18 protein-coding genes are annotated in these 21283 nt (G+C 62.5%); 6 read left to right on the top strand and 12 right to left on the bottom strand.

Annotated elements, in window-relative coordinates; translation table 11 throughout:
• Positions 1-52 precede the first annotated feature (52 nt).
• Entirely contained in the window at positions 53-1606 is a 1554-nt protein-coding gene (locus EPD66_RS01795; protein WP_142846738.1) for an ABC transporter substrate-binding protein, read from the bottom strand.
• A gap of 302 nt (positions 1607-1908) precedes the next feature.
• Here EPD66_RS01795 and EPD66_RS01790 point away from each other — a divergent pair, with 302 nt between their 5' ends.
• Positions 1909-2904, top strand: coding sequence for a LysR substrate-binding domain-containing protein (locus tag EPD66_RS01790; protein ID WP_185961201.1), 996 nt, complete (start codon positions 1909-1911; stop codon positions 2902-2904).
• A gap of 15 nt (positions 2905-2919) precedes the next feature.
• Here EPD66_RS01790 and EPD66_RS01785 read toward each other — a convergent pair whose 3' ends face one another.
• From EPD66_RS01785 to EPD66_RS01775, 3 genes are all read right to left on the bottom strand, one after another.
• On the bottom strand, positions 2920-3915 hold the full coding sequence (locus EPD66_RS01785) for a D-2-hydroxyacid dehydrogenase (RefSeq protein ID WP_142846736.1): 996 nt from the start codon (positions 3913-3915) through the stop codon (positions 2920-2922).
• A 10-nt stretch (positions 3916-3925) separates the two neighbouring features.
• Positions 3926-5074, bottom strand: a complete 1149-nt coding sequence (locus tag EPD66_RS01780) for a mandelate racemase/muconate lactonizing enzyme family protein (RefSeq protein WP_255448333.1) — start codon at positions 5072-5074, stop codon at positions 3926-3928.
• A 195-nt stretch (positions 5075-5269) separates the two neighbouring features.
• The gene (locus EPD66_RS01775; RefSeq protein ID WP_142846734.1) at positions 5270-5614 is read right to left on the bottom strand and encodes a RidA family protein; all 345 of its coding nucleotides are present in this window, start codon (positions 5612-5614) and stop codon (positions 5270-5272) included.
• A 285-nt stretch (positions 5615-5899) separates the two neighbouring features.
• On the opposite strand from EPD66_RS01775, the gene EPD66_RS01770 reads away from it, so the two are divergent.
• Complete coding sequence (locus EPD66_RS01770) at positions 5900-6232, top strand: (2Fe-2S)-binding protein (protein WP_142846733.1); 333 nt, start codon at positions 5900-5902, stop codon at positions 6230-6232.
• On the top strand, positions 6229-7650 hold the full coding sequence (locus EPD66_RS01765) for an NAD(P)/FAD-dependent oxidoreductase (protein ID WP_255448324.1): 1422 nt from the start codon (positions 6229-6231) through the stop codon (positions 7648-7650). Before EPD66_RS01770 ends, EPD66_RS01765 begins: the two co-directional genes overlap by 4 nt.
• A 51-nt stretch (positions 7651-7701) precedes the next feature.
• On the opposite strand, the gene EPD66_RS01760 is transcribed toward EPD66_RS01765, so the two are convergent.
• Complete coding sequence (locus tag EPD66_RS01760; protein WP_142846732.1) at positions 7702-8823, bottom strand: FAD-binding oxidoreductase; 1122 nt, start codon at positions 8821-8823, stop codon at positions 7702-7704.
• A 103-nt stretch (positions 8824-8926) separates the two neighbouring features.
• On the opposite strand from EPD66_RS01760, the gene EPD66_RS01755 reads away from it, so the two are divergent.
• Together EPD66_RS01755 and EPD66_RS01750 are read left to right on the top strand one after the other, a co-directional pair.
• On the top strand, positions 8927-9841 hold the full coding sequence (locus tag EPD66_RS01755) for a LysR substrate-binding domain-containing protein (protein ID WP_142846731.1): 915 nt from the start codon (positions 8927-8929) through the stop codon (positions 9839-9841).
• Between the two features lie 26 nt (positions 9842-9867).
• A complete protein-coding gene (locus EPD66_RS01750; RefSeq protein ID WP_142846730.1) occupies positions 9868-10755 on the top strand; it encodes a LysR family transcriptional regulator in 888 nt (295 codons plus the stop codon).
• A gap of 2 nt (positions 10756-10757) precedes the next feature.
• Here the strand turns inward: EPD66_RS01750 and EPD66_RS01745 are convergent, their stop codons facing one another.
• From EPD66_RS01745 to EPD66_RS01715, 7 genes are all read right to left on the bottom strand, one after another.
• On the bottom strand, positions 10758-11684 hold the full coding sequence (locus EPD66_RS01745; RefSeq protein WP_142846729.1) for a LysR family transcriptional regulator: 927 nt from the start codon (positions 11682-11684) through the stop codon (positions 10758-10760).
• The gene (locus EPD66_RS01740) at positions 11662-12738 is read right to left on the bottom strand and encodes an ABC transporter ATP-binding protein (RefSeq protein ID WP_142846728.1); all 1077 of its coding nucleotides are present in this window, start codon (positions 12736-12738) and stop codon (positions 11662-11664) included. Before EPD66_RS01740 ends, EPD66_RS01745 begins: the two co-directional genes overlap by 23 nt.
• Complete coding sequence (locus EPD66_RS01735; protein WP_142846727.1) at positions 12735-13748, bottom strand: ABC transporter ATP-binding protein; 1014 nt, start codon at positions 13746-13748, stop codon at positions 12735-12737. The genes EPD66_RS01740 and EPD66_RS01735 overlap by 4 nt, the downstream gene beginning before the upstream one ends.
• 8 nt (positions 13749-13756) lie before the next feature.
• Complete coding sequence (locus EPD66_RS01730) at positions 13757-14962, bottom strand: ABC transporter permease (protein WP_221930837.1); 1206 nt, start codon at positions 14960-14962, stop codon at positions 13757-13759.
• Positions 14959-15945 carry an ABC transporter permease gene (locus tag EPD66_RS01725; RefSeq protein ID WP_142846726.1) on the bottom strand — a complete coding sequence of 329 codons (987 nt, stop codon included), beginning with the start codon at positions 15943-15945 and terminating at the stop codon, positions 14959-14961. Before EPD66_RS01725 ends, EPD66_RS01730 begins: the two co-directional genes overlap by 4 nt.
• An 11-nt stretch (positions 15946-15956) precedes the next feature.
• Complete coding sequence (locus tag EPD66_RS01720) at positions 15957-17381, bottom strand: adenylosuccinate lyase family protein (protein WP_142846725.1); 1425 nt, start codon at positions 17379-17381, stop codon at positions 15957-15959.
• Positions 17382-17483: 102 nt separating this feature from the next.
• Entirely contained in the window at positions 17484-19103 is a 1620-nt protein-coding gene (locus EPD66_RS01715; RefSeq protein ID WP_221930836.1) for an ABC transporter substrate-binding protein, read from the bottom strand.
• A 588-nt stretch (positions 19104-19691) separates the two neighbouring features.
• Between EPD66_RS01715 and EPD66_RS01710 the strand changes: the two genes are divergently transcribed.
• Positions 19692-21170: an MFS transporter gene (locus EPD66_RS01710; protein WP_221930835.1), complete on the top strand. Its 1479-nt coding sequence runs from the start codon at positions 19692-19694 to the stop codon at positions 21168-21170.
• Positions 21171-21283: the final 113 nt, after the last annotated feature.

The raw sequence follows: 21283 nt of genomic DNA, 5'->3' as shown, positions 1-21283 counted from the left end.
GTCATCGACATGAGGAAGGATGGAGGAGTGCCAGAAGGCCTCCTCCGCCTCCTCAGACGAGGGACGCTTCCTCGAGGCGCAAACCGCTTTGGAAGACCAGGAAGCCTGGCAGGGGGCCGAAATTCTTCACGCTGTCGCGCAAGGCATAGGCCTGGGGGCGCCACAGCAGCGGCAGGAAAGGCATCTCCTGCAGGGCGATCTCCTCGATCCGGCCATAGATCTTGGCCCGCTCGGAAGGCTCCATTTCCTCCCGGCCCTTCCGCAGCAACTCGTTGATCTCGTCATTGTTGTAGCCGTAAGGGCGGGTATAGGACGGCGGCTGACCGCCTTCCAGATAAGCCGACACGGCATCGGGATCATTGAAGGCCCCGGCCGTGCCATTGACGGCCAGATGATATTGTCCTCTGTTGCCCTGGGTCACACGGGAAGCCCAGTCCGGCAGGTTCATCTTGCACTGGATGCCGACGGCAGCCAGGTTCTGCTGCACCACCAGGGCCGTGTCGTTGTGCTGGGCGTATTGCGCCGTGGACAGGAATTCAATGGTCAGGGTGCTGACCCCGGCTTCGGCCAGAAGGGCCTGCGCCCGTGCGGGATCGTAGCCCAGCCGTTCGCCCCCCAGCGAAGGGTCATAGGCGGGACCGTCGGGAATCGGCAAACCACCCATCGGCTCGCCCACGCCCGAGAAACCAATCTTGTTGATGGCATCGCGGTCAATGGCGTAGCCGACGGCACGCCGCAGGCGCGGATCGGTGAAGGGGCCCTGTTCGGTGTTGAACACCAGATACATGAAAGGACCATTGACCGATTGCAGGGTAATGCCCTTGTCGTTGCGCAGGCGTTCGAATTGCTGCGTCGAGACATATTCGATGACGTCCACATCCCCCGATTCCAGGGCCGCGATGCGCAGGCTTTCATCCGGCATGGCGATGAAGCGCAACGATTGCACGCCCGGCAAATCGCTCTTGTAATAATCGGAGAAGGCCTGGAGCTGGATGGCGCTGCCCCTGTCGATATTGCCAAGGGTGAAGGGACCGGCCCCGACATAGCCCGGCGCCGAAGAATTACGCGATACGATCATCGCATAGCCACTGGCGACCACTTGCGGGAAGGTCACGCTCGGCTGTTTCAGGACCACGCGTACCGTGCGCGGGTCCAGGATGTCGACGCTTTCAACGATCTGAAAGTCCTTGCGCAGATGGGCCGTGGAATTTTCCGCCGCGATGGTTTCATAGGAAAATTTGACATCCTCGGCCTGCACGACCGAACCGTCGTGAAAACGGGCGTTCTCACGCAACACGAATTCATAGGTGACGGGATCGACCTGGCGCCAGCTTTCCGCCAGTTCCGGTCTGACGGAACCGTCTGCCGCATAGGACAGCAGCCCACGGTATATGAGCAGCTTGACGGTCAGGGAGGCGGTGCCGGTGTATTCGAAGGGATTGAGGTTCGGGGGGAAGGACGACAATCCGAAGCGTAAATGGCTGCCCGTCTGCGCCCGCGCCAAGCCGATAGGCAGGCCGCCAGCCAGAAGGATCGTTCCCACACCTGCCGAGGCGCCAAGAAACGCACGGCGGGACAAGGCAAATTTCTTGTAATCGGAATTCATGCTTCGGGCCTCCAGGCAGTTGCGTGCGCAAAAGCACGGTCTTCAGTGGACACGTCATCCCCTCGGCTGTGGGACAGCATTGACCTCCCACAGCATCCGACACGGCATGCTATAGCCATACTTTCTTGGTTTTCTTCACGGGACCGGGCACAACTGAACCTGCCCTGGACCTCCATTGCCATCCCTGAGTTTTTTCTTGTCCCCTCTTCAAGGGGGCTACATTCTTGATGATGATAAGCGGGTTTAGATTAGACGTGCAAATATCGTCACATACTGGACTTATTCACCGGGGTTATGGGCGCATGGTCAATTTCCGGCAGATCGAAGCATTTCACGCCATCATGCTCATGGGCACCACGACGCGCGCGGCCGAACTGCTGGGGGTCTCGCAGCCCGCCATCAGCCGGCTTCTCAAACAGTTGGAACACGCCACGCAGCTAACCCTGTTCAAACGCTCGGGCGGCCGCTTGCTGCCGACACAGGAAGGAATTCTGTTCCACAAGGAAGTGGACAAATCCTTTCTGACCCTTGAACGCCTGAAGATCGCCGCCGACGACATCCGTAACTACGGCTCGGGAAATCTGCGCATTTGCGGGCTGCCCGCCCTGGGATTTTCCTTCATCCCCCATCTCATCTCGCAATTCCTGGGCAACCGGCCGTCCCGGATCGCCATCAGCATGGAGACCGCCAATTCCGAAACCGTGCGCGATCTGGTCGCCGCCGGACAGTTCGACATCGGCTTCGCGGCCGAGGAGATCGAAACCACCGGCGTGGTCGCCGAGCAATTCGCCATGCCTCCTGCGGTCTGCGTCCTGCCGCATGGGCATAAGCTGGCCGAAAAGGCGGTGATCGAAGCCGCCGATATCGTCAGCGAGCCCTTCATTTCGCTTTCCCGCACCGACCGCGCCCGGCGGCGGATCGATGCGGTATTCGACCATATCGGAGGAGAACGCCAAGTTGTGGTGGAGACCCACTACGCCCTATCGGTCTGCCATTTCGTTCAACGGGGCCTTGGGGTGGGGCTCGTCAATCCCTACTGCCTGGACGCTGTGCCGGTCGGCAGCGTCGTGGTCCGGCCCTTCATGCCGCGCATCACCTTCCGTACGCTCATGATCTTTCCGCCGCACCGCCCGGTGACGGGGCTGGTCCAGGATTTCCGGGAAATCGCCCGACACAACAGCACCTCCTTCCTGCTCGACGTGCTGAACCGTTTCGGTGCCCTGGCGACACCGGAAGCAAAACGGGCCCTGGGCACCTTGCAGGAGCCGGGCCCGTGGATCAGGAATCCAATGGCTTGAAGGGGGAGGAACGCGTCAGTATCCGCGTTCGCCGTCGACAACATTGCGCAACGGTTCGCCCTTGGTCGCCCGGCGCAGGTTGTCGGCGAGGATTTCCAGGCAGCGGTCGATATAGCTGAACGGATCGTCCGCCGAGACATGCGGCACGACGACCAGGTTCGGTACGTCCCACCATGGGGCTTCCGGCGGCAGCGGTTCCTGCGGAAAAACGTCGAGCACCGCGCCGGACAGGCGGCCCGAGCGCAACTCGGCGGCGAGCGCGTCGTAATCCATGACCGCCCCGCGCGCCAGATTGGCGACCCCCGCCCCTTGCTTCAGCAAGGCCAGTTCCGCCGCTCCGATGGCGCCGCGTGTCTGTTCGGTCAAGGGACAGGTAATGATCAGGATATCCGCTTCCGGCAGCAGCTCGGCAACGCGGTCCGGCGTGACCATCCGATCGACGCAGGGATGAGGCTCACCGCTGCGCCGCACGCCGTCTATGGCGACGCCCAGCAGCCGCAATTTCTCGGCGACGGCCCCGCCCAGGGCGCCGACCCCGTAGATCAATACCCGCGACCCGCTGATGGTCGGCCGCAGATTCCGCTGCCAGACATGGTTCCGTTGCAGGGTGGCATAGGCGGGAATACGCTCGTGCAGCATCAAGGTCACCAGCAAGCCGTATTCCCCGACCTTCGGCGCGTGAACGCCGCTGGCATTGGTCAGGACGGCCTGCGGCGGCATCCAGTCGAGCGGCATGTAGGACTCGACGCCCGCGCTGGTGCATTGAATGAGGCGCAGTTGGTCCTGAGAGGACAGAAGAGCCTTGTCCAGACGCCCGGCGATAAAGACGCTGGCCTGGCGCAAGGCCTCCTCATCGCGTTCGTCATCGAAGCGGATGGTGATGGAGGCTCCTTCAATATCCCCCAGGGCACGATGAAGCGCGTCCTCCGTCACGTGATAGGCCGGGTCTCGTGCGCGCTGGTTTTCCACATAGATGCGGGGCTTCAGCGCCCACGAAACATCGGTTGCCATGTCGATCCTCCTAAGCAGCGACGGTTTCCGCGAGATACGGACGAACCTTCTCCGGTACGAGATCGACACCGTAGCCCGGCCGCTGCGGAATGGCCACTCGCCCATTGCGGACCTTCGGTTCGACCGGATCGTCGACCAGGGCAAAGTGTTCCGGCACGCGGAAAGGATAAAGTTCCTGAATAAGGAAATTCGGAATACTGGCATCCAGATGCAGGGCCACGGCACTGGCAACCGGCCCGGCGCAGACATGCGGCGCAAGGCGCATGCTGTAGGCTTCGGCCATCGCGGCAATCTTCTTGGTCTCCATCAGGCCGCCGGTATTGCCGATATCGGGCTGCAGGATATGGGCGGCATGCTGCTCCATCACGGGGCGGAAGCCGTAGCGCGTATAGAGGCGCTCACCCACCGCGATGGACATGTCCAGCTTGTCCGACACCATTTTCAGCGCCTGGACATCCGAGGGATCGACCGGCTCCTCGAAGAACAGCAAGTCGAATTCTTCCATGGCGCGGCCGACCTGGATGATGGCATCGGGCGTCAATTCGCTGCTCATATCGACCATCAGGTCAACCTTCGGCCCGACCGCTTCCCGCACCGCCCTGACCATGGCCACAGCATGGTCCCGCATGCCGCGATCATATTCGCGGCGCGAGACATGGCTGAACATGCCGTTGGGATGGTTGGGATCGACCTGGCTGAGCGGATAGAATTTCAAGGCATCATAGCCTGCCGCCAGGGCCTTTTCCGCCGCCCGCGCGATCTCCAGCGGCGTGGTGGCCCGGAAGGACCAGCCGTTGGCGTAGACACGCACGTCGTCGCGGTATTTTCCGCCGAGCAATTCATAGACGGGGACCCCCAGGGCGCGGGCCTTGATGTCCCACAAGGTCTGTTCCAGGGCGCTGATCGCCGAGAAGATGATGGGACCGCCCCCCTTGGCCCAGAAGGTATGATCGTAGAGATCGCTCCAGATCGCCTCGATCTGGAAAGGGTCGCGCCCGATCACGAAACGGCGGGCCAGTTCCGCGATCAAAGCGCATGCCGCCCCCGCTCCCGATCCATAGGCCACGGCAGCCTCGCCGAGTCCCGACACACCCTCGTCCGTATGCGCCTGAATAATGACCGGATTCCGGCCATCTATTTTGGCACTATAAATGTCCACCGCCGTAATCTTCACGAGAAAACTCCAATATTATCTGGGTCAAATGAAGATAGGCAGCAATGGACACGGGCGTCCAATATCAAGGTCCTTTCAGGTTATGCAGTTGCGTTATAAGCCAGCCTCGACCGGAAACGAAACGCGGCCGAACCGAAGCCCGGCCCGGCCGCGAGGTGAAAAGGACTTCGGCGTCACGACTTACTTGACGGCGGTGACGACCACTTCCAGCAGGGCCCCCTTCCCCAACTCGGAGACGCCCAGCGTCGCCCGCGACGGCAGATTCTCGGCTCCGAACCATTCCACCCAGGCGGCGTTCATCTCGTCCTTCATGCCGAGATCCATGACATAGCAGGTCGCGGTAACGATCTTGGTCTTGTCGGTACCGGCTTCCGCCAGATATTTCTCGAGCTTTGCAAGAATCTCTTCCGTCTGCCCTTTCATGCCGGCGGTCCTGTCATCGGCCGTAATGCCGCCAAAGAACACAAAGCCATTGGCTTCGACCGCGCGATGCATGATCGGCGTCTTCAGGTATCGTTTGACCACGGGATGTTTCCTTACCTCAACGACTGGAATACCGGCGCCCGCGGGTGGGATCCGGCAAGAAGCGACGGTTCCACAGGCGCGCGCATAAGGTCAAATTCCTAAATTTGAGGCTCTCATACCTCAACATTATACGGTCCACCCACATAACCCGGCCGCATAACCTGCCGAAAAATATGAATTTGCTTGCCTTGCCGGCCTTTCGGCAGCATGGCGGAGCCGTCAATGGCGATCACCGGCGGCCCCGCCCTTGCCGCCAGAAACGGCCCACCCCCATGGAGATTTCCGATGCCGACCGGCCCGCAATTCCAAAGGTTGCCCGACCAGAACCGGGCCACCGTCACCCTGACAGTCGAGGGCCGGACTATCGAAGCGAAGACCGGAGAGACGGTGGCCGCCGCCATTCTGGCAGCGGGTCTGCTGTCCCATACCCGGACAACGCCTGTCCTCGGCGCGGAACGTGCGCCTTATTGCATGATGGGCGTCTGCTTCGAATGCCTGATGGTCATCGATGGCGAACCCAACAGACAGGCCTGCATGACGCTGGTGCAAGACGGCATGAATGTCGAACGACAACTTGGCGCCCGCACGGCCCCAGCCCCAGCCCAAGAGGTGGCATGATGAGCCTCCCCGCCCCCTGCCCCACGCATGACCTCATCGTCGTCGGGGCCGGCCCCGCCGGTATGGCGGCGGCCGAATGTGCCGCCGGACTAGGCCTCTCCGTCGCCCTGGTGGACGAGCAACCCCGCCCCGGCGGCCAGATCTATCGCGCCACCGGGGCCAGCCCGCTTGCCGATGCCTCCATCCTCGGCCCCGACTACCAGCGCGGAGCCGCCTTGGTCGAGGCCCTAAGCCGCCACCGAATCGAATGCTTCTACAATGCCACCGTCTGGCAGGTGACGCGGGACCGTGAAATCGGCCTTCTCGTCCAGGGCCAGACACGCCTCCTTCAAGGGCGGGCCATCATCCTCGCCACGGGCGCCATGGAACGCCCCGTCCCCATCCCCGGCTGGACCCTGCCCGGCGTCATGACGGCCGGGGCGGGGCAGATCCTGCTGAAAAGCGCGGGCCTCATGCCGTCTGCTTCCGTGGTGATCGCCGGCAGCGGTCCGCTGCTGTTCCTTATCGCTTGGCAATATGTCCAGGCAGGCGTCACCATCGCGGCCGTCGTCGAGACTACCCCCCATGGGAATTATCTCAGAGCCCTGCGGCATCTGGGCCGGGCGCTGAAAGCAAATGAATATCTGCGCAAGGGGGTGGCTCTGATCGCCGGGCTCAAGCGTGCCGGCATCCCGATCCTGCGCAATGCCCGCCATCTGAGGGCCGAAGCCGGAGCTGACGGACGTGTGGCCAGGCTGCATTTCCGGACCGGCAACCGTGACCGCAGCATCGAATGCGGCCTTCTGCTGCTGCATCAGGGCGTGGTGCCGAATACCCAGATCACCCGCGCCCTCGACTGTTCCCACGATTGGGATGCGCTGCAGCGCTGCTGGCGCCCACGCGTGAATGAATGGGGCGCGACCGACGTCCCCGGCCTGTGGGTCGCCGGTGACGGCGCCGGCATTGCCGGTGCCCGGGCCGCCGAACATAGCGGCCGCCTCGCCGCCCTGGACGCCGCACGCCTGCTCGACCGGATCCAACCCTCCGAACGCGACGAAAAGGCGGCCCCGGACAAGGCCGCCCTCGCCCATCATGGGGCCGTACGGCCGTTCCTCGATACGCTTTACGCCTCGGCACCGGACATCCTTGTGCCTTCGGACGACACCATCCTGTGCCGCTGCGAGGAAGTGACCGCCGGAGACATCCGGCACTTCGTCGCCCTGGGCTGCCAGGGGCCCAACCAAGCAAAGATATTCGGGCGCAGCGGCATGGGGCCGTGCCAAGGGAGACTCTGCGGCCTGACGGTGGCCGAAGTCATTGCCGATGCCCGTGGCGTGCCGATGGAAGAAGTCGGCTACTATCGCATCCGCCCGCCGATCAAGCCGATCACCCTGGGCCAGCTCGCCGACCTGGATATCCCGCAGGAAGCAGCCGAATAGCAGGAAGGAGCGGCCACTGCAATGGCCGCTCCTTCACCATTCTTCGGTCTATCAGGCGACCTTTTCGGCCTGTACGCGCGTGGCTGAGAAGGCCTGCAATTCATCCGGCATTTCTCCCGCCGCGACCCATTGCGCAATGGCGATGGCATGGGCCGGAGCCAGCGTAACGCCGCTATGCGAAGTCAGGAAGAAAACCCCCGGCCATCCCGCAGCCTCTTCATACAAGGGCAGTCCATCGGCGGTCAGGACGCGCAAGGCGCCCCAGGACCGGATGATGCGGGTATCGGCAAGACGGGGCAAGGCACGGACCGCACGTTGCGCCAGTTCGATCATGCCGCCCATGGTCGAGGCCGTATCGAAACCGACCTCTTCCTTGGTGTCACCGATCAAAACAGTCCCATCCGGGGTCTGACGGATCTGGGAGATGGGCAGATCGAGAAACGGCCGCATGCGCTCGGTGACGATGATCTGTCCCTTCTGGGCCCGCACCAGCGGCGGCAAGCCGACCTGTGCGGCGAAATGGTTCAGGCCAAGGCCGGAGGCGAAAACCACCTTGGGCGCGGCGAAGGCCCCCGCATCCGTTTCGATGCGATAGGCGCCACCGGCAGTCCGGATGGATCGTGCCGCCGTGGCCGGCCGGTATGTACCGCCAAGGCGGGCATAGCCTTCATGCAAGGCCCGGAACAAAGCCAGGGAGCTGCAATCGCCGTCGAGCGGGTTGTAGGACGCCCCGACCACGGCCTCTCCCAGCCCGGCGACACGCTCCCGCACGGCGGCGGCATCCACCATGACCGTCTTGCCGTCCTCGCGCTGATGGCGGCTCACGCGCTGCGCCATCTGGCCCCGTTGCTCGACTTCAGCCTGCGACAGGCAGAGATGGAAGCCGCCGGGGCGCCTGTAGCCGACATCGATGCCGGTCAAGTCTGCCAGTTCGGCCGCGAAATCGGGCCAGGCATCGACGGCCCGGCGGGTCCAGGCGACGTAATCGGGGGAACCGCTTCCCTTGCTCTGGATCCAGACCAGACCGAAATTGCCGCGCGCGGCCCGGAAGGCGACATCGCCCTCGTCCAGGATGACGGTCGAGAGCCCCCTCCTCTGCAGGCCGAAGCCGACGGCTGCGCCGATCAGCCCTCCCCCGACGATGACGACGTCTCTTGTTGTCTGCTGTGGCATGGGGCTTCATTCCATTTGCACTCAGCGGCATAGTCATTGACCCTGTCCCATAATTCCAATATCAATTTTCTTTGATGCCTTTACTCAATGTTATGGGGCGGCGATGCTGACACATCGACAGGTCGAGGCTTTCCGAGCCGTCATGGTGCATGGCACCGTCTCCGCCGCTGCGGATGCCCTTCACATTTCGCAACCCGCGGTCAGCCGGATCATCCGCGACTTGGAACTTCATCTCGGACTCGATCTTTTCGAACGCAGCCATGGCCGCATTAATCCCACACCCAGCGCCTTCGACCTGCTGGAAGAGGTGGAGCGTTTCTTCATCAGCCTCGACCTGATCGAGCGGACGGCGCAGGAAATCGCCCTGGGCCGCCGTATCGGCATGATCATCGCCGCGATGCCGGCCCTGGCCCATACGCTGGTGCCCGACGCCCTGGGGACCGTCCTGGCGGCCCATGGCGACCTCTCCGCCCGGGTCCTGTCCATGCGGACGGTGAATGTGGTGCGAATGGTTTCGAGCCGGCAGGCCCATATCGGCATCACCGCCCCCAATAGCAATCTGTTCGGCCTCCAGGAAGTCCACAAACTGGCCGTTCCCTATCGCTGCATCCTTCCCGCCGGTCACCCACTCTCGGTCAGCAAAAACCTGACGCTCCGCAGTCTCGAAGGCTATCCCTTCATCGGCTATTCCCCCGGAACCACCACAGGCGATCTGTTCGACCGCCTGTTCCGCGACCAGCGCATCGCCCTCCGCTCGCGCATCGACACCCATCTGTCGCAGATGGTCTCCGCCTTCGTTCAGCGCGGATTGGGCGTGGCGGTGGTCGATGCCTTCACCGCGCAAGAGCACGTGGCCAAAGGAGGCGAGGCCCTGCCCATCGATCTAGGCGGCCATGAATTCGAATTTTCCATCGTCATGCGCGAGAACAGCAAACTGGGAAAAGTGGAGCAGAGCTTCATCGCCGCCGTCAACGCGGTGGCGGCCAAGCTGTCGGACCCGGTTCCAGAACAGGTCTAGCCCTCCGTGACGCTTCCCCGCTCATCATGACCCTGACTCAGCTTCGTGCTTTTGTGACGGTTGCCCGCCTGTCCAACTTCACCCGTGCAGCGGACCGTCTGAACCTCACTCAGCCTGCCATCAGCGGTCAGATCAGGGCCCTGGAGGAAGAATTGGGGGTCCAGTTGTTCCTACGGGACGGCAAGCGCGTCAGCCTCAGTGAAACAGGCATTGTGCTGCTCGACAAAGCCGAAGCCGTCCTTGCCGCCGCCGACAACTTTCTCGACGCCAGCCATTCCCTCAAGGCTTCGCCGCCGCAGCATCTCCGCCTCGGGATCATCATCAATGCCGAAATCGTCCGCATCGGCAATATCCTGCGCCGCCTGCAGGAAAGGGGATCGAACCTGCGGATCGATGTGCAGCAGGGACTGTCGGGATGGGTGACGGCCAGCCTGCGCGCGGGTGCGCTGGATGCGGGTTTCTTCCTGGGCCCCAACCTGCCGACCGATGTCGAAGCCGTGGAACTGACGCGGCTGACCTATTGCGTCGCCGCCCCGGCGGCCTGGCGGGACCGGGTGGAAGGCGCCGACTGGCAGGACATGGCGCGGCTGCCCTGGATTTGGACGCCCGAGAACGGCTCCTATCCGCATATCGTGCGTGATCTGTTCTCGGCCCACCGCCTGACGCCGACACGGATCATCGAAGCCGACCGTGAAGCGACCATCGTGGAACTGGTGGCATCGGGGATCGGCATCTGCATCCTGCGCGAAGAGATCGCGACCGCCATTGCGCGGGACGAGCGCGTCATCCTATGGGAGAAGGGGCGGCGCGACGTGCCTCTCTACTTCGTCACGCCCCCCTGCCCCGATTCAGCGGTCAAGGAATTGCGGGAGGCGGTCCTGGCGGCCTGGGCTCTGCCGCCGCAGCCAAGGTAACGCTATATCCCCCCGCCATGCCCGCCGAAGGCGGCCTTCACCTCTTCGATCAGGGCCTGTTCGATATCCGAGAGGGCGTGATCGCTGAGATGGATCGCCCCGGAACTGCTTTCCGGGAGCGCGAAATCGACCGACAATTCTTCGATGTCGGCCAGGTTCCGCACCGTCGCCGTGGTGAAGATGCCGATGAAATCGCCGTTGCGCATGGTATTGGCGACGGACAGGGTATCGGACATTTCCACCGCCGGGTGGATCATGGTCAGGTTGGCCTCGCGCAGGACCTGGCGCAGAACCATGGTCGAGGAGGTTCCCGGATCGCCGATGATCCATTTCTCCTGCAACAGGTCCTGCAAGGGGATATTGCGGCGCTTGTGCAGGGGGTGGCCCTTGCGGGCGACGACGGCGAAGCGGTCGGTGCCCAGCGGCGTGACCTGATGATGCATCAGCCGCTTCATCCCCGTGGTCGTGCCGAAGAGCAGCGAGATCTGGCGGTTCTCCAGCAATTCGGTCAGTTCGTCCATCTGCGCGACGCGCACCGAGAGCCGGGTCTCGGGATATTTGCGGCTGAAGGTGCCGATGACCCTGGGGATGATATCGACCATCCAGCGCGCGCCGCAGCCCAGGCGCACGATGCCGTTCTGTCCGCCCTGTTCGAGCTCCAGCCGCTCGTACAGATTCTCCGTCTCCAGGTTCAGCTTGCGCGCGAATTGCAGCAGATGGCGGCCGCTGATGGTCAGGCGCGGCGGTCGGGTCGTGCGGTCGAAGAGGACGGCGTTGAGGTCGGTTTCCAGCCGGTTGATGCTTTGGGTCAAGGCCGGCTGGCTGATGCCCAAAAACGCACAGGCTTTCCCCGCGCTGCCCAATTCCGCCAGGATCTGGAACTGGTACAGGCGCTTCGTATTGAGCTCAGGCATTTTCGGACTGTGCATAGCCCCCTCCTGATTTTATCGGCGGGGGAGACGTCCCCTGCCAATTCAGGCAGGCAATATGCCGCCCCTCCTCGAGTGATACAAGATCCGGCCTTTTCTGTGAGCAATGCTCGGTCCTGAACGCGCAGCGCGGATGGAAATGACAGCCCTGGGGCGGGTTGATCGGCGAGGGAATTTCCCCCTCGATGGACAGGAACTTGCGTCTTTCCAGCGATATCTTCGGCATCCCCTCCAGCAGCATCTGCGTATAGGGATGACGCGGATCGGAGAACAGCCGTTCGGTCGGGGCGACCTCGACCACGCGCCCCAGATACATCACCACTACCCGGTCGCAGAGATGGCGGATGACCCCCAGGTCATGGCTGATGAACAGCATGGTCAGTCCGAACTCGGCCTTGATCTTCATGAACAGGTTGATGATCTGGGCCTGCACCGAGACGTCGAGCGCCGCCACCGATTCGTCGCAGATCAGCAGTTCGGGATTGACCGCCAGCGCCCGGGCGATCCCGATCCGCTGGCGCTGGCCGCCGGAGAACTGATGCGGATAGCGGTAAAGGAATTCCGCGCCCAGCCCCACCTTCTCCAGATAGCCGAGCACATAATCCTTCTTCTGCGAGCGCGGGATGATGCCATGCACGACCGGCGCCTCGCCCACGATATCGATCACCTGCAGACGCGGATTGAGCGAGGATTGCGGGTCCTGGAAGATCATCTGGATCTTCAGCGCGTCCCTGGGGTTCTTGAGATAGTCCTGGATATCCCGCCCGCGATAGAGAAACTGCCCGCCATTGGCCTGGGAAATGCCGGCGAGGATACGGGCCAGGGTGGACTTGCCGCAGCCGGACTCGCCGACGATGCCGATGGTCTCCCCCGCCCGGACATCGAGCGAGACATTGTCCACCGCATGCACGGCCTTCGGCTCCAGGCCCGTCATCCTGCCGATGACGCCGTCCCAGAACCCGCTCTGCAAGGGGAAGACCTTGGAGAGGTTGCGGATCGAGAGGATCGGTTCGGCATGTTTGTTGGCGGGAATGATCGTTTCGACCCGGGTCATGCCGCATCTCCTTCTTCTTTGGCCCGCACGCACCAGACGGTATGGGTGGCGGACAAATGCTCCGGCGGGATGGGCTGGTCGCAGGCCGGGCGGCGGGCGCTGCACCGGCTGGCGAAGGCGCATCCTTCGCCCAGCGAAAGCAGGGACGGCATCATGCCCGGGATCTGAAACAGCTCCTTGCCGGGCTCGTTCCGCGACGGGACGGAGTTGAGAAGCTGCTGCGTATAGGGATGCCGGGGCGAGCCGATGATTTCCGCCGTGGTCCCGATCTCCATCACCGCGCCGGCATACATCACCACCACGCGGTCGGCCAATTCCGACACGGTGGCCAGGTCGTGGGACACCCAGATCATCCCCGCCCCGGTCTCGTCGATCAGTTTCCGGGTCTGGTGGATGATCTGCGCCTGGATGGTCACATCCAGCGCCGTCGTCGGCTCGTCGGCGATGATCAGGTCCGGCTGCGTGACCAGGGCGGTGGCGATGACGATGCGCTGGCGCATGCCGCCCGAGAATTCGTGCGGATAGGCCTTCATCCGTTCCTCGGGGGAAGGAATGCCCACCGCCTTCAGCGCCTCGATACAGCGCCGCATCACCTCGGACTGAGGCAAATCCTCGTGCTCGCTGATCGCTTCGGCCATCTGGTCGCCGATGCGCTGGACGGGATTAAGCGTCATCATCGGATTCTGGAAGATCATCGCGATCCTGTTGCCGCGATAGGAGCGCATCTCCTCCTCGCTCAGGGTCGCCAGATCGGTGCCGTTGAAGCGGATCGCACCCGAGACGATCCTGCCCGGCTGGTCGATCAGGCGGAGGATGGACAGGCCGGTGACGGATTTCCCCGATCCCGATTCCCCGACGACGCTCAGCACCTCGCCCTTCTCGACATGGAAGGACACGTCGCGCACGGATTTCACCACGCCTTTGCGCGTGAAAAACCAGGTATTGAGCTTCTCGACCTCGAGCAGCGTCTCAGGCTTCGACGGCTGCGGGTTCGCGCAAGGCTCCGACATTGTCTTGCCTACCTTTTGAGTTGCGGGTTGAACATATCGCGCAGACGGTCTCCCACCACGTTGATCGCGACGATCATCACCAGCAGGACGAGGCCCGGGTAAATCGCGATCCAGTGCATGTTCGAGAACATGTATTCGTAGCCGTTGGCGATGAGCATGCCGAGCGACGGCTGAGTCAGCGGCAGCCCGACGCCCAGGAAGCTGAGCGAGGCTTCCAGCGTGATGGCGCCGGCGATGCTGATGGTAAGGATGACCAGAAGCGGCGGCAGGCAATTGGGCAGGATGTGGAGCAGGTTGATCCGGAGCGCCGAGAAACGCAAGCAGCGCGCCGCATCGACATAATCCTTGCGCAATTCCGCCAGGGCGACAGAACGGGTGGTCCTGGCGAAATAGGTCCATTGAATGAGGATGATCGCCAGGATGATCCGGTCCACCCCCTTGCCCAGCATGGTCAGGACCAACAGCCCGACCATCAGGGACGGAATGCTGAGCTGGAAATCCACCAGGCGCATGATGAAGGAATCGACCCGGCCGCCGAACCAGGCGGCGATCAGCCCGAGGAAGGTTCCGATCGCCATCGCCCCCAGCGCACCGGCCGCGCCGACGATCATGCTGATGCGGATGCCATAGATGATGGCCGAAAGCATGTCGCGGCCATAGCCGTCCGTGCCCAGCAGGAAGGTCATGCCGGTCCCCTCGGATTCCCCCTTGATCAGCACCGAGAATTGCAGATTGGCCGGGATCTGCGGGCCGGTTTCGATATGCAGGGTGCTTGCGGGATTGGCCAGCGTCCATTCCGAGCGGATGGGATGTTTCCGCGCGCCCTGGACGGAGGCATCGATCGGCAGGCCGCGCAGGCGGATCTCGGTAACGACCATGTTCCGCGCGTCGATCTCCAGCGCCAGCCTGCCGTCGCTGTCCGGCACAAGCTGCAGGACGATCGGGTCGCCAGCCGGGGTCACGCCCTCGGCCCGCGCCTTCCCGTCCCGCGCCGCCAGCGGGATGCTGAGTTCCGGCACGGGCTCGACCTGCTGCGTGCCGGGCGGCAGCCTTGCATCCGAAAGCCGGATCGAGCGCAGGTCATAGGGATTGATCGGCGAGATGAACGGCGCCAGCACCGTGCAGGCCACGAAGAACAGCGTGATGCCGAGGCTTACCAGGGCGATCCGGCTTTCCGAGAATTCCCGGAAGAATGCGGCAATACGGGCATTCATTTTCTGCCTCCCGCCTGAATCGCGTCACGGACGCGCGGATCGATATAGGTGTAGAGAATGTCCACGATGAAGTTGAGGAAGATGAAGAGCATCGCGGTGAAGCAGAGATAGGCCAGGATCATGGGACGGTCCAAAACCTGCACGGAAGAGATCAGCAGGCGGCCAAGCCCCGGCCAGGAGAAGACCGTCTCGGTGATGACTGCATAGGCGATCAGGTTGCCGATCTCGATCCCCAGCACGGTGACGATCGGCAGCAGGACGTTCCGCAGGATGTGATGCGTCACGATGCGATGCTTGCGCACGCCCTTGGCCCTGGCGAAGGTGACGTAATCCAGCCGCGACACCTCCATGACCGCCGCGCGCGTCACCCGGATCAGCAGCGACATCTTCAGCAGCGCCATGTTGACGGCGGGCAGGATCAGATGGGCCAGGCCGTCCCATGTCCAAAGGCTCGAGGTGATGCCCAGGAAGGTCGCCGTCTCGCCGCGCCCGCCCACCGGCAGGACCGACAGGGTGATGCCGAAGATGATGATCAGGACCATCCCCTGCCAGAATTGGGGAATGCTGACGCCGACCAGCGAGAAGCCCATGATCCCCTGGCTGAAGGGCGATTGCGGACGCAGACCGGCATAGAGGCCCAGCGGAATGCTGACCGACACGGCAATGACGAAGGAGACGAAGGCGAGTTCCAGGCTCGCCGGCAGCCTTGCCGCCAGGATTTCGGTCACCGGGGCGCGGTAAACGAAGGAATTGCCGAAATCGCCACGGAAGACGCCCGAGAGGAAATCGAGATATTGCTGCCACAAAGGCTTGTCGAGCCCCAGGGCCACGATCGCAGCCTCGCGCTCCGCCATGGTGGCATCGGGCGAGATCAAGGCATCGGCGGGATTGCCGATGAACCATATGCCGATGAAGATGACGATGGTCATCAGCAGGATGACGATCAGCGATTGGACCAATCGTTTGAGCGCGTAGGACAGCATGTTCCCTCCGCTCAGGCTACGGAACTTGGTGCGGGATCCTGCACCGGCGCCGCGTTCATTCCGGAAGCCGCGTGATGCGTCCGGCGCAGCTCACGCGCCTTGGTGCCGAATTCCCGGGCGATCTGCGGCGAAAGCCCGTATTGGCCGGTCATGTCGAAATGCAGGCCGTCTTCCCGGCGCTCGAACAGGATATCGACCAGCTTCGACGTCGCTAGAAGATCGATGAAAGGCTTGCGCTCCTTGCGCGCGGCCATGGCCGCGTCATAGACGAGGTCATGCGCCTCGTGCTTGCCGAGCGTCTGCGCGGCTTTCATCATGATGCCTTCGCTGAAGATCAGCCCGTTGCTGAGGTTCAGGTTCTGGCGCATCCGCTCCAGGTCGGGGGTCAGGCCCGCGATCAGGGCCTCGGCGCGCACGAAGATGCCAATCGCCACTTCCATCGCCTCGGCGACACCGTTGTCGTAGACGACATTGGCGCAGGCATCGCCCTCGAAAGGCCGGTAGGCGGTATTGAGGATCATCGAGGACAGGCCGTAGAGCTTCTGGCAATTCGCCATGATCCCCATGGACAGCTTCGGATTGACCTTCTGCGGCATGGTGCTGCTGCCCACGACGCCATGGGAGAAGACTTCGTAAAGCTCGCCATATTCCGCGGCCGAGCTCTGGGCGACTTCCTCCGCGATCTTGTGGAAGCTGGTGGCCGTCAGCGCCAGAAGCTGGACATATTCACACATATGCGTGCGGTTGCTCCGCGACGGCAGGGCCATCTGATACATGCCCAGCCTTTCGGCCACGCGCTTCTGCATCTCGGGCCCGACATCGCCCAAAGCGCTGTAACAGCCGACGGCACCGCCCATCATGGCGGTAAAGACGCGTTTCTCGACGCTTTTCAGACGCTCGTAGGCCTGCAGCAATTCGTCGATCCAGATCGCCAGCTTGAAGCCGAAGGTGATCGGCACGGCATGCTGGCCGTGCGTCCGGCCCGCCATTTCCACATCGGCATGTTCGATGGCCAGCGCGCCCAGCCTGTCCAGGATGTCGGTCAGGACATCGAGCAGGACGTCATGGCCGCGTTTCGCCAGATAGAGCGTGCCGGTCTGCTGGATATTCTGCGTCGCCAGGCCCCAATGGACGTATTTTCCGGCGTAATCGCCGCATTGGCGGACCAGTTCGTTCAGAAGCGGAACCAGGGGATGGCGCACCGTGGCGAACTGCTTTTCCACGCGGTCGAGGTCGAGCTTGTCCAGCACGCAATGGGCGGCGATCTTGGCGCCGGCATCTGCGGGAATGATCCCCATTTCGCTTTGCGTGAGGGCGACCGCGGCCTCGATGTCGAGCCAGGCCTGATAGACGGAATTCTGGGAGTAAAGGTCGCGTACGCCCCTGTAATCCAGCATCCGGCTCGAGGCATCAATATATTCGCCGTTGCGCTCCATCTTTCATTCCTTTTGGTCAGGGAAAATCAGTACTGCCGGCCGTGAGGAAGGCGCACCTCTCCCGGCGCGCCCTCCTCGGACCCGAGGCCGGGATCGGGCGGATCAGTTCTTGGGGCGGGCGGTATAGAGGATGTTGATCTGTGCGGCGTTCGGCTCGAAATGAATGTCGCTGCGCGCCGCCCAGACGGCGACCTCGTGATAGAGCGGCAGATAGCCGAAATCCTTGTAGACCTCTGCCTGGGCCTGCTGCAGCAGCTTCCGGCGGGCTTCCTCGTCCAGGGTGACCAGCGCTTCGCCCAGGTAACGGTCGACGACTTCGCTGGAATAACGGCCGCGATTGGAGCCGCCCAATCCCCTTTCGCTATCGCGGGTATGGATCAGGTGCAGCAGCTGGGACAGGCCTTCCCCGGAATCCGCGCTGGCGCCGCCCATGAACAGGCTGAACTCGTAATTGCTGGCGCGGCTGAAATAAACGCTTTGCGGTAGCGTCTCGAGCTGCACGTTCAGCCCCACCTGCGCCAGCATTTGGGTAACGGCCTGGGCCACTTCCGAATCGTTGCGGTAGCGGTCGTTCGGCGCGCTGATGGTCAGGTCGAAGCCGTTGGGATATCCCGCCTCGGCCAGCAATTGCCGCGCCCGGTCGGGATCATAGGGCAGCACTTCGAGATCGGGGTTATGTCCGAACACCCGGCTCATCACGATGCTGGCGGCGGGTTCGGCGATGCCGTCCATGACCGTGTTGACGATCTGCATGCGGTCCACCGCCAGGTTGATCGCCTCGCGGACACGAACGTCCTTGAACGGATTGGCGCCATTCGTGCCCCGGATCTTGGGCGTCGGCTCGGATTCCTGATCGAAGGCAAAGAAGATCAGGCGGGAGGCCGGCATCGAGATCAGTTCGAGATTGGGATTGTCGGCGATCTGGTCGATGGCGTTGACCGGAACCGCATCGATCACATCGACCCGGCCGGAGAGAAGGGCGGCGATGCGCGAGCCGTTTTCGGGAATGGCGTGCAGCACGACACGCTCGTAATAAGGGGCCTCGCCATAGTAATCGGGATTGCGTTCCAGGACGGTCTGGATGCCCGAGCGATATTCCGTCACGTAATATGGCCCGATTCCGGCCCGTACGGTGGCATTGTTGAACAGATTGGTGGCGATCCAGTCGGAATTGCCGCAATTTTCGCGGTCATAGGCGAGGGGTTCGCGACTGGGGCTCTGGACGATCCCGATCGCGCTCAGATTCTGCAGCAGCATCGGGTTGGGCCCCTGCGTCTCGACGATAACGGCCCCCTCCCCGTCCGGACGCACATTCTCGATGGTTTCGACGAAGGAAATATAGGCCCCGGGGCTGCCTTCGACATTGCGGACCCGGCAAATCGAATAGATGACATCGGCGGCGGCCACCGGAACCCCATCGGCAAAGACTGCTTTGGGATTGAGGGTGAAGCGCCAAGTGCTGTCGTCCAGGACTTCCCACTTTGTGGCAAGCCTTGGTTCTATTTCACCATTGACTTGGTTGTTATAGACAAGGGCATCGGAAATATTCTCCCTCAGGCTGATATTCGGGCCAGAGCGGAAGAAATGCGGATCGACAGAGGTCGGCTCCGCGGCCACGCCGACATTGAGCGTCTGGGCCGCAACAGTCGCCGGCAGCAGGGCGAGCGCCAGCGCGCCCATCGCGCCACGCAGCGACACATGGATGAATCGAGATGCAGACAATCTATCCTCCCTTGGATGCGTTGACGTAGCGGTCTTGCGCCCGGCTTGGCCGGTGAATGGGTTTTCCCATTCTTGTTTCGCTGGAGGCAGCCCTCCATGCGACGCCTTCTCCCCTACGCCTTCCCCATATCATAACTTTATTGTTTAAAAGATGATACACTTCATAAGCTATAACTTCAACACTAATGATCGCCGGATCTTCCTTCCGGTCCGGACAGGATGCCGCCTGCAGGCTTTCGGCGGAGTCTTCCGCCGGAACCAAAATGGGCAAGGCTTTAAGGAATGGAGGGGCGAGCAGGGACAAGACGCTTGGCTGCGGATGAAGCAATTCCCATTTTGGAAAGGATGTGCCGCTCCATCCGTCCTTATGATGGGAAAGGGCGGTATATTTCCGACTCCTTTGCTCCCCCGATATCCGCCGCGAGGCAAAGGCTCCTCGCCTGCGGCCTGATGACATAGAATAAGAAATTCATACAATGTCCTACCCCGGCTCTACGGTAATTTTCCCGCCTTTCATGGACCACCCGCCCTAGGTTCCCCCTTAAGCCCTTGATATTCCTCATGCGCATGTCTTGATCGGAGCTGACTTTGTCCCCCTCGCCTACGCCCTCGTCCCAGGCTTCCTTCTTCACCATCTTTCCGTCGATCATGCTGCCGATGTTCATGGCGATGATCGACCAGACGATCGTCGCCTCGGCCCTTCCCGCCATCGGTGCCGAGTTCGGCCGGGTGGAGCAGATTGCATGGGTCGTGGTTTATTACCTGATCGCCACGGCCATATCGGCACCGGTATCGGGACGATTGGGCGACGCGCTCGGCCGCCGGAAGATGCTGGTGGTGGCCCTTTTCGTCTCGGTTCTCGGGGGAATTTGCTGCGCCCTTGCGACTTCACTGGAAATGCTGGTCGCGGCGCGCGTGCTGCAAGGGCTGGGTGGAGGCGGGCTCATGGCCCTGTCACAGGCCCTGATCGGTCAATCCGTCGCCCCACGTGAAAGAGCCAAGTACCAAGGCTATATCGCTTCCGTGGCCATGTCGGCCAGCATGATGGGACCGGTCGTCGGCGGCTTCCTGACAGAATATGCAGGATGGCGCTGGGTCTTTCTGTTGAACCTGCCACTCGGTTTGGTCGCAGCTTGGCTGGTTCTCCGCCTCCCACCGCGATCCGGCCCGCGCACGCCCCTGCAATTCGATTGGATCGGCCTCGGCCTCTTCAGCCTGTTCGTCTGGTCCCTTCTGGCCGGTCTCGGCCAGATGAAACAGCCTTCCGCAGAGGGATTAAGGCTGGCCCTTCTGCTGGGCGCCCTTTCCCTGATCTCCGTCTGCGTCCTGCTCTGGCACGAGAAGCGGGCCTCCTCCCCTCTCCTCCCCCTGCCCTCCTTGCGGAATCCGTCCATCTGGCGCAGCGACGTGCTCACCATGTGCCATGGCGCCGTCGTGGTTTCGCTGATCACTTTCATCCCGATCTATCTGCGCGCCGTGCGAGGGGCAAGCGCGGCGGAAATCGGCTTGCTCATGCTGCCGCTTACCATCGGGATCGGAATCGGTTCCATGATCACGGGACAATTTGTCAGCCGAACGGGCTGGACGATGTTCGCCCCTTCCGTTGCGCTGCCGGTAGTGACCGCCCTTCTCGTCCTTCTCGCCTTCCTCGCCCCGGCCATGGATACCCTCACTGTCTCCTTGGTGCTGGGCCTGACCTCGATCTGCCTGGGCACCGTGATGGGCAGCGTTCACGTCACCGTGTTGAGCGAAGCCGGATCGAAGGTGTTAGGTGCCGTCTCCGGCATGATCCAATTGTCGCGGTCGCTTGGCGCCGCTGTCGGGACGACCTTAACCGCAATCGGCCTGTTCACCGCGGTTGCCGCGCTGGAGCCTGGGATGATCGGCAGACTCAATGCCATCATGCAGAACACGGACATGGCCGTCGAAGCCTTGGGAGGAGGGCAGGGAGCCGTGCAGGCACGTCACATTTTGTCCAATGCCTTCACCTATGTCTTTCTCGTCATCGCCGCCTTCAGCGCAGGTGGTGCGCTTCTGGCCTGGTCGGTTCCCCGCAGGAAAATATGAGGAAAACGGCCTTTTTCTGCGCTTTCAGCTATAATGGAATGGGGAGGGGAGGGTGTTTTTTTTTGCCCGGGCCGTTCCTGTTGCGCCGGCGCAACTTCTCTCTCACACCAGGA

The sequence above is a fragment of the Telmatospirillum sp. J64-1 genome (assembly GCF_006980715.1).
GTDB lineage: Bacteria > Pseudomonadota > Alphaproteobacteria > Rhodospirillales > Magnetospirillaceae > Oleiliquidispirillum > Oleiliquidispirillum nitrogeniifigens.
Note: the sequence above shows the minus strand (reverse complement) of the source record. Positions and strands in the feature narration are given on the sequence as shown.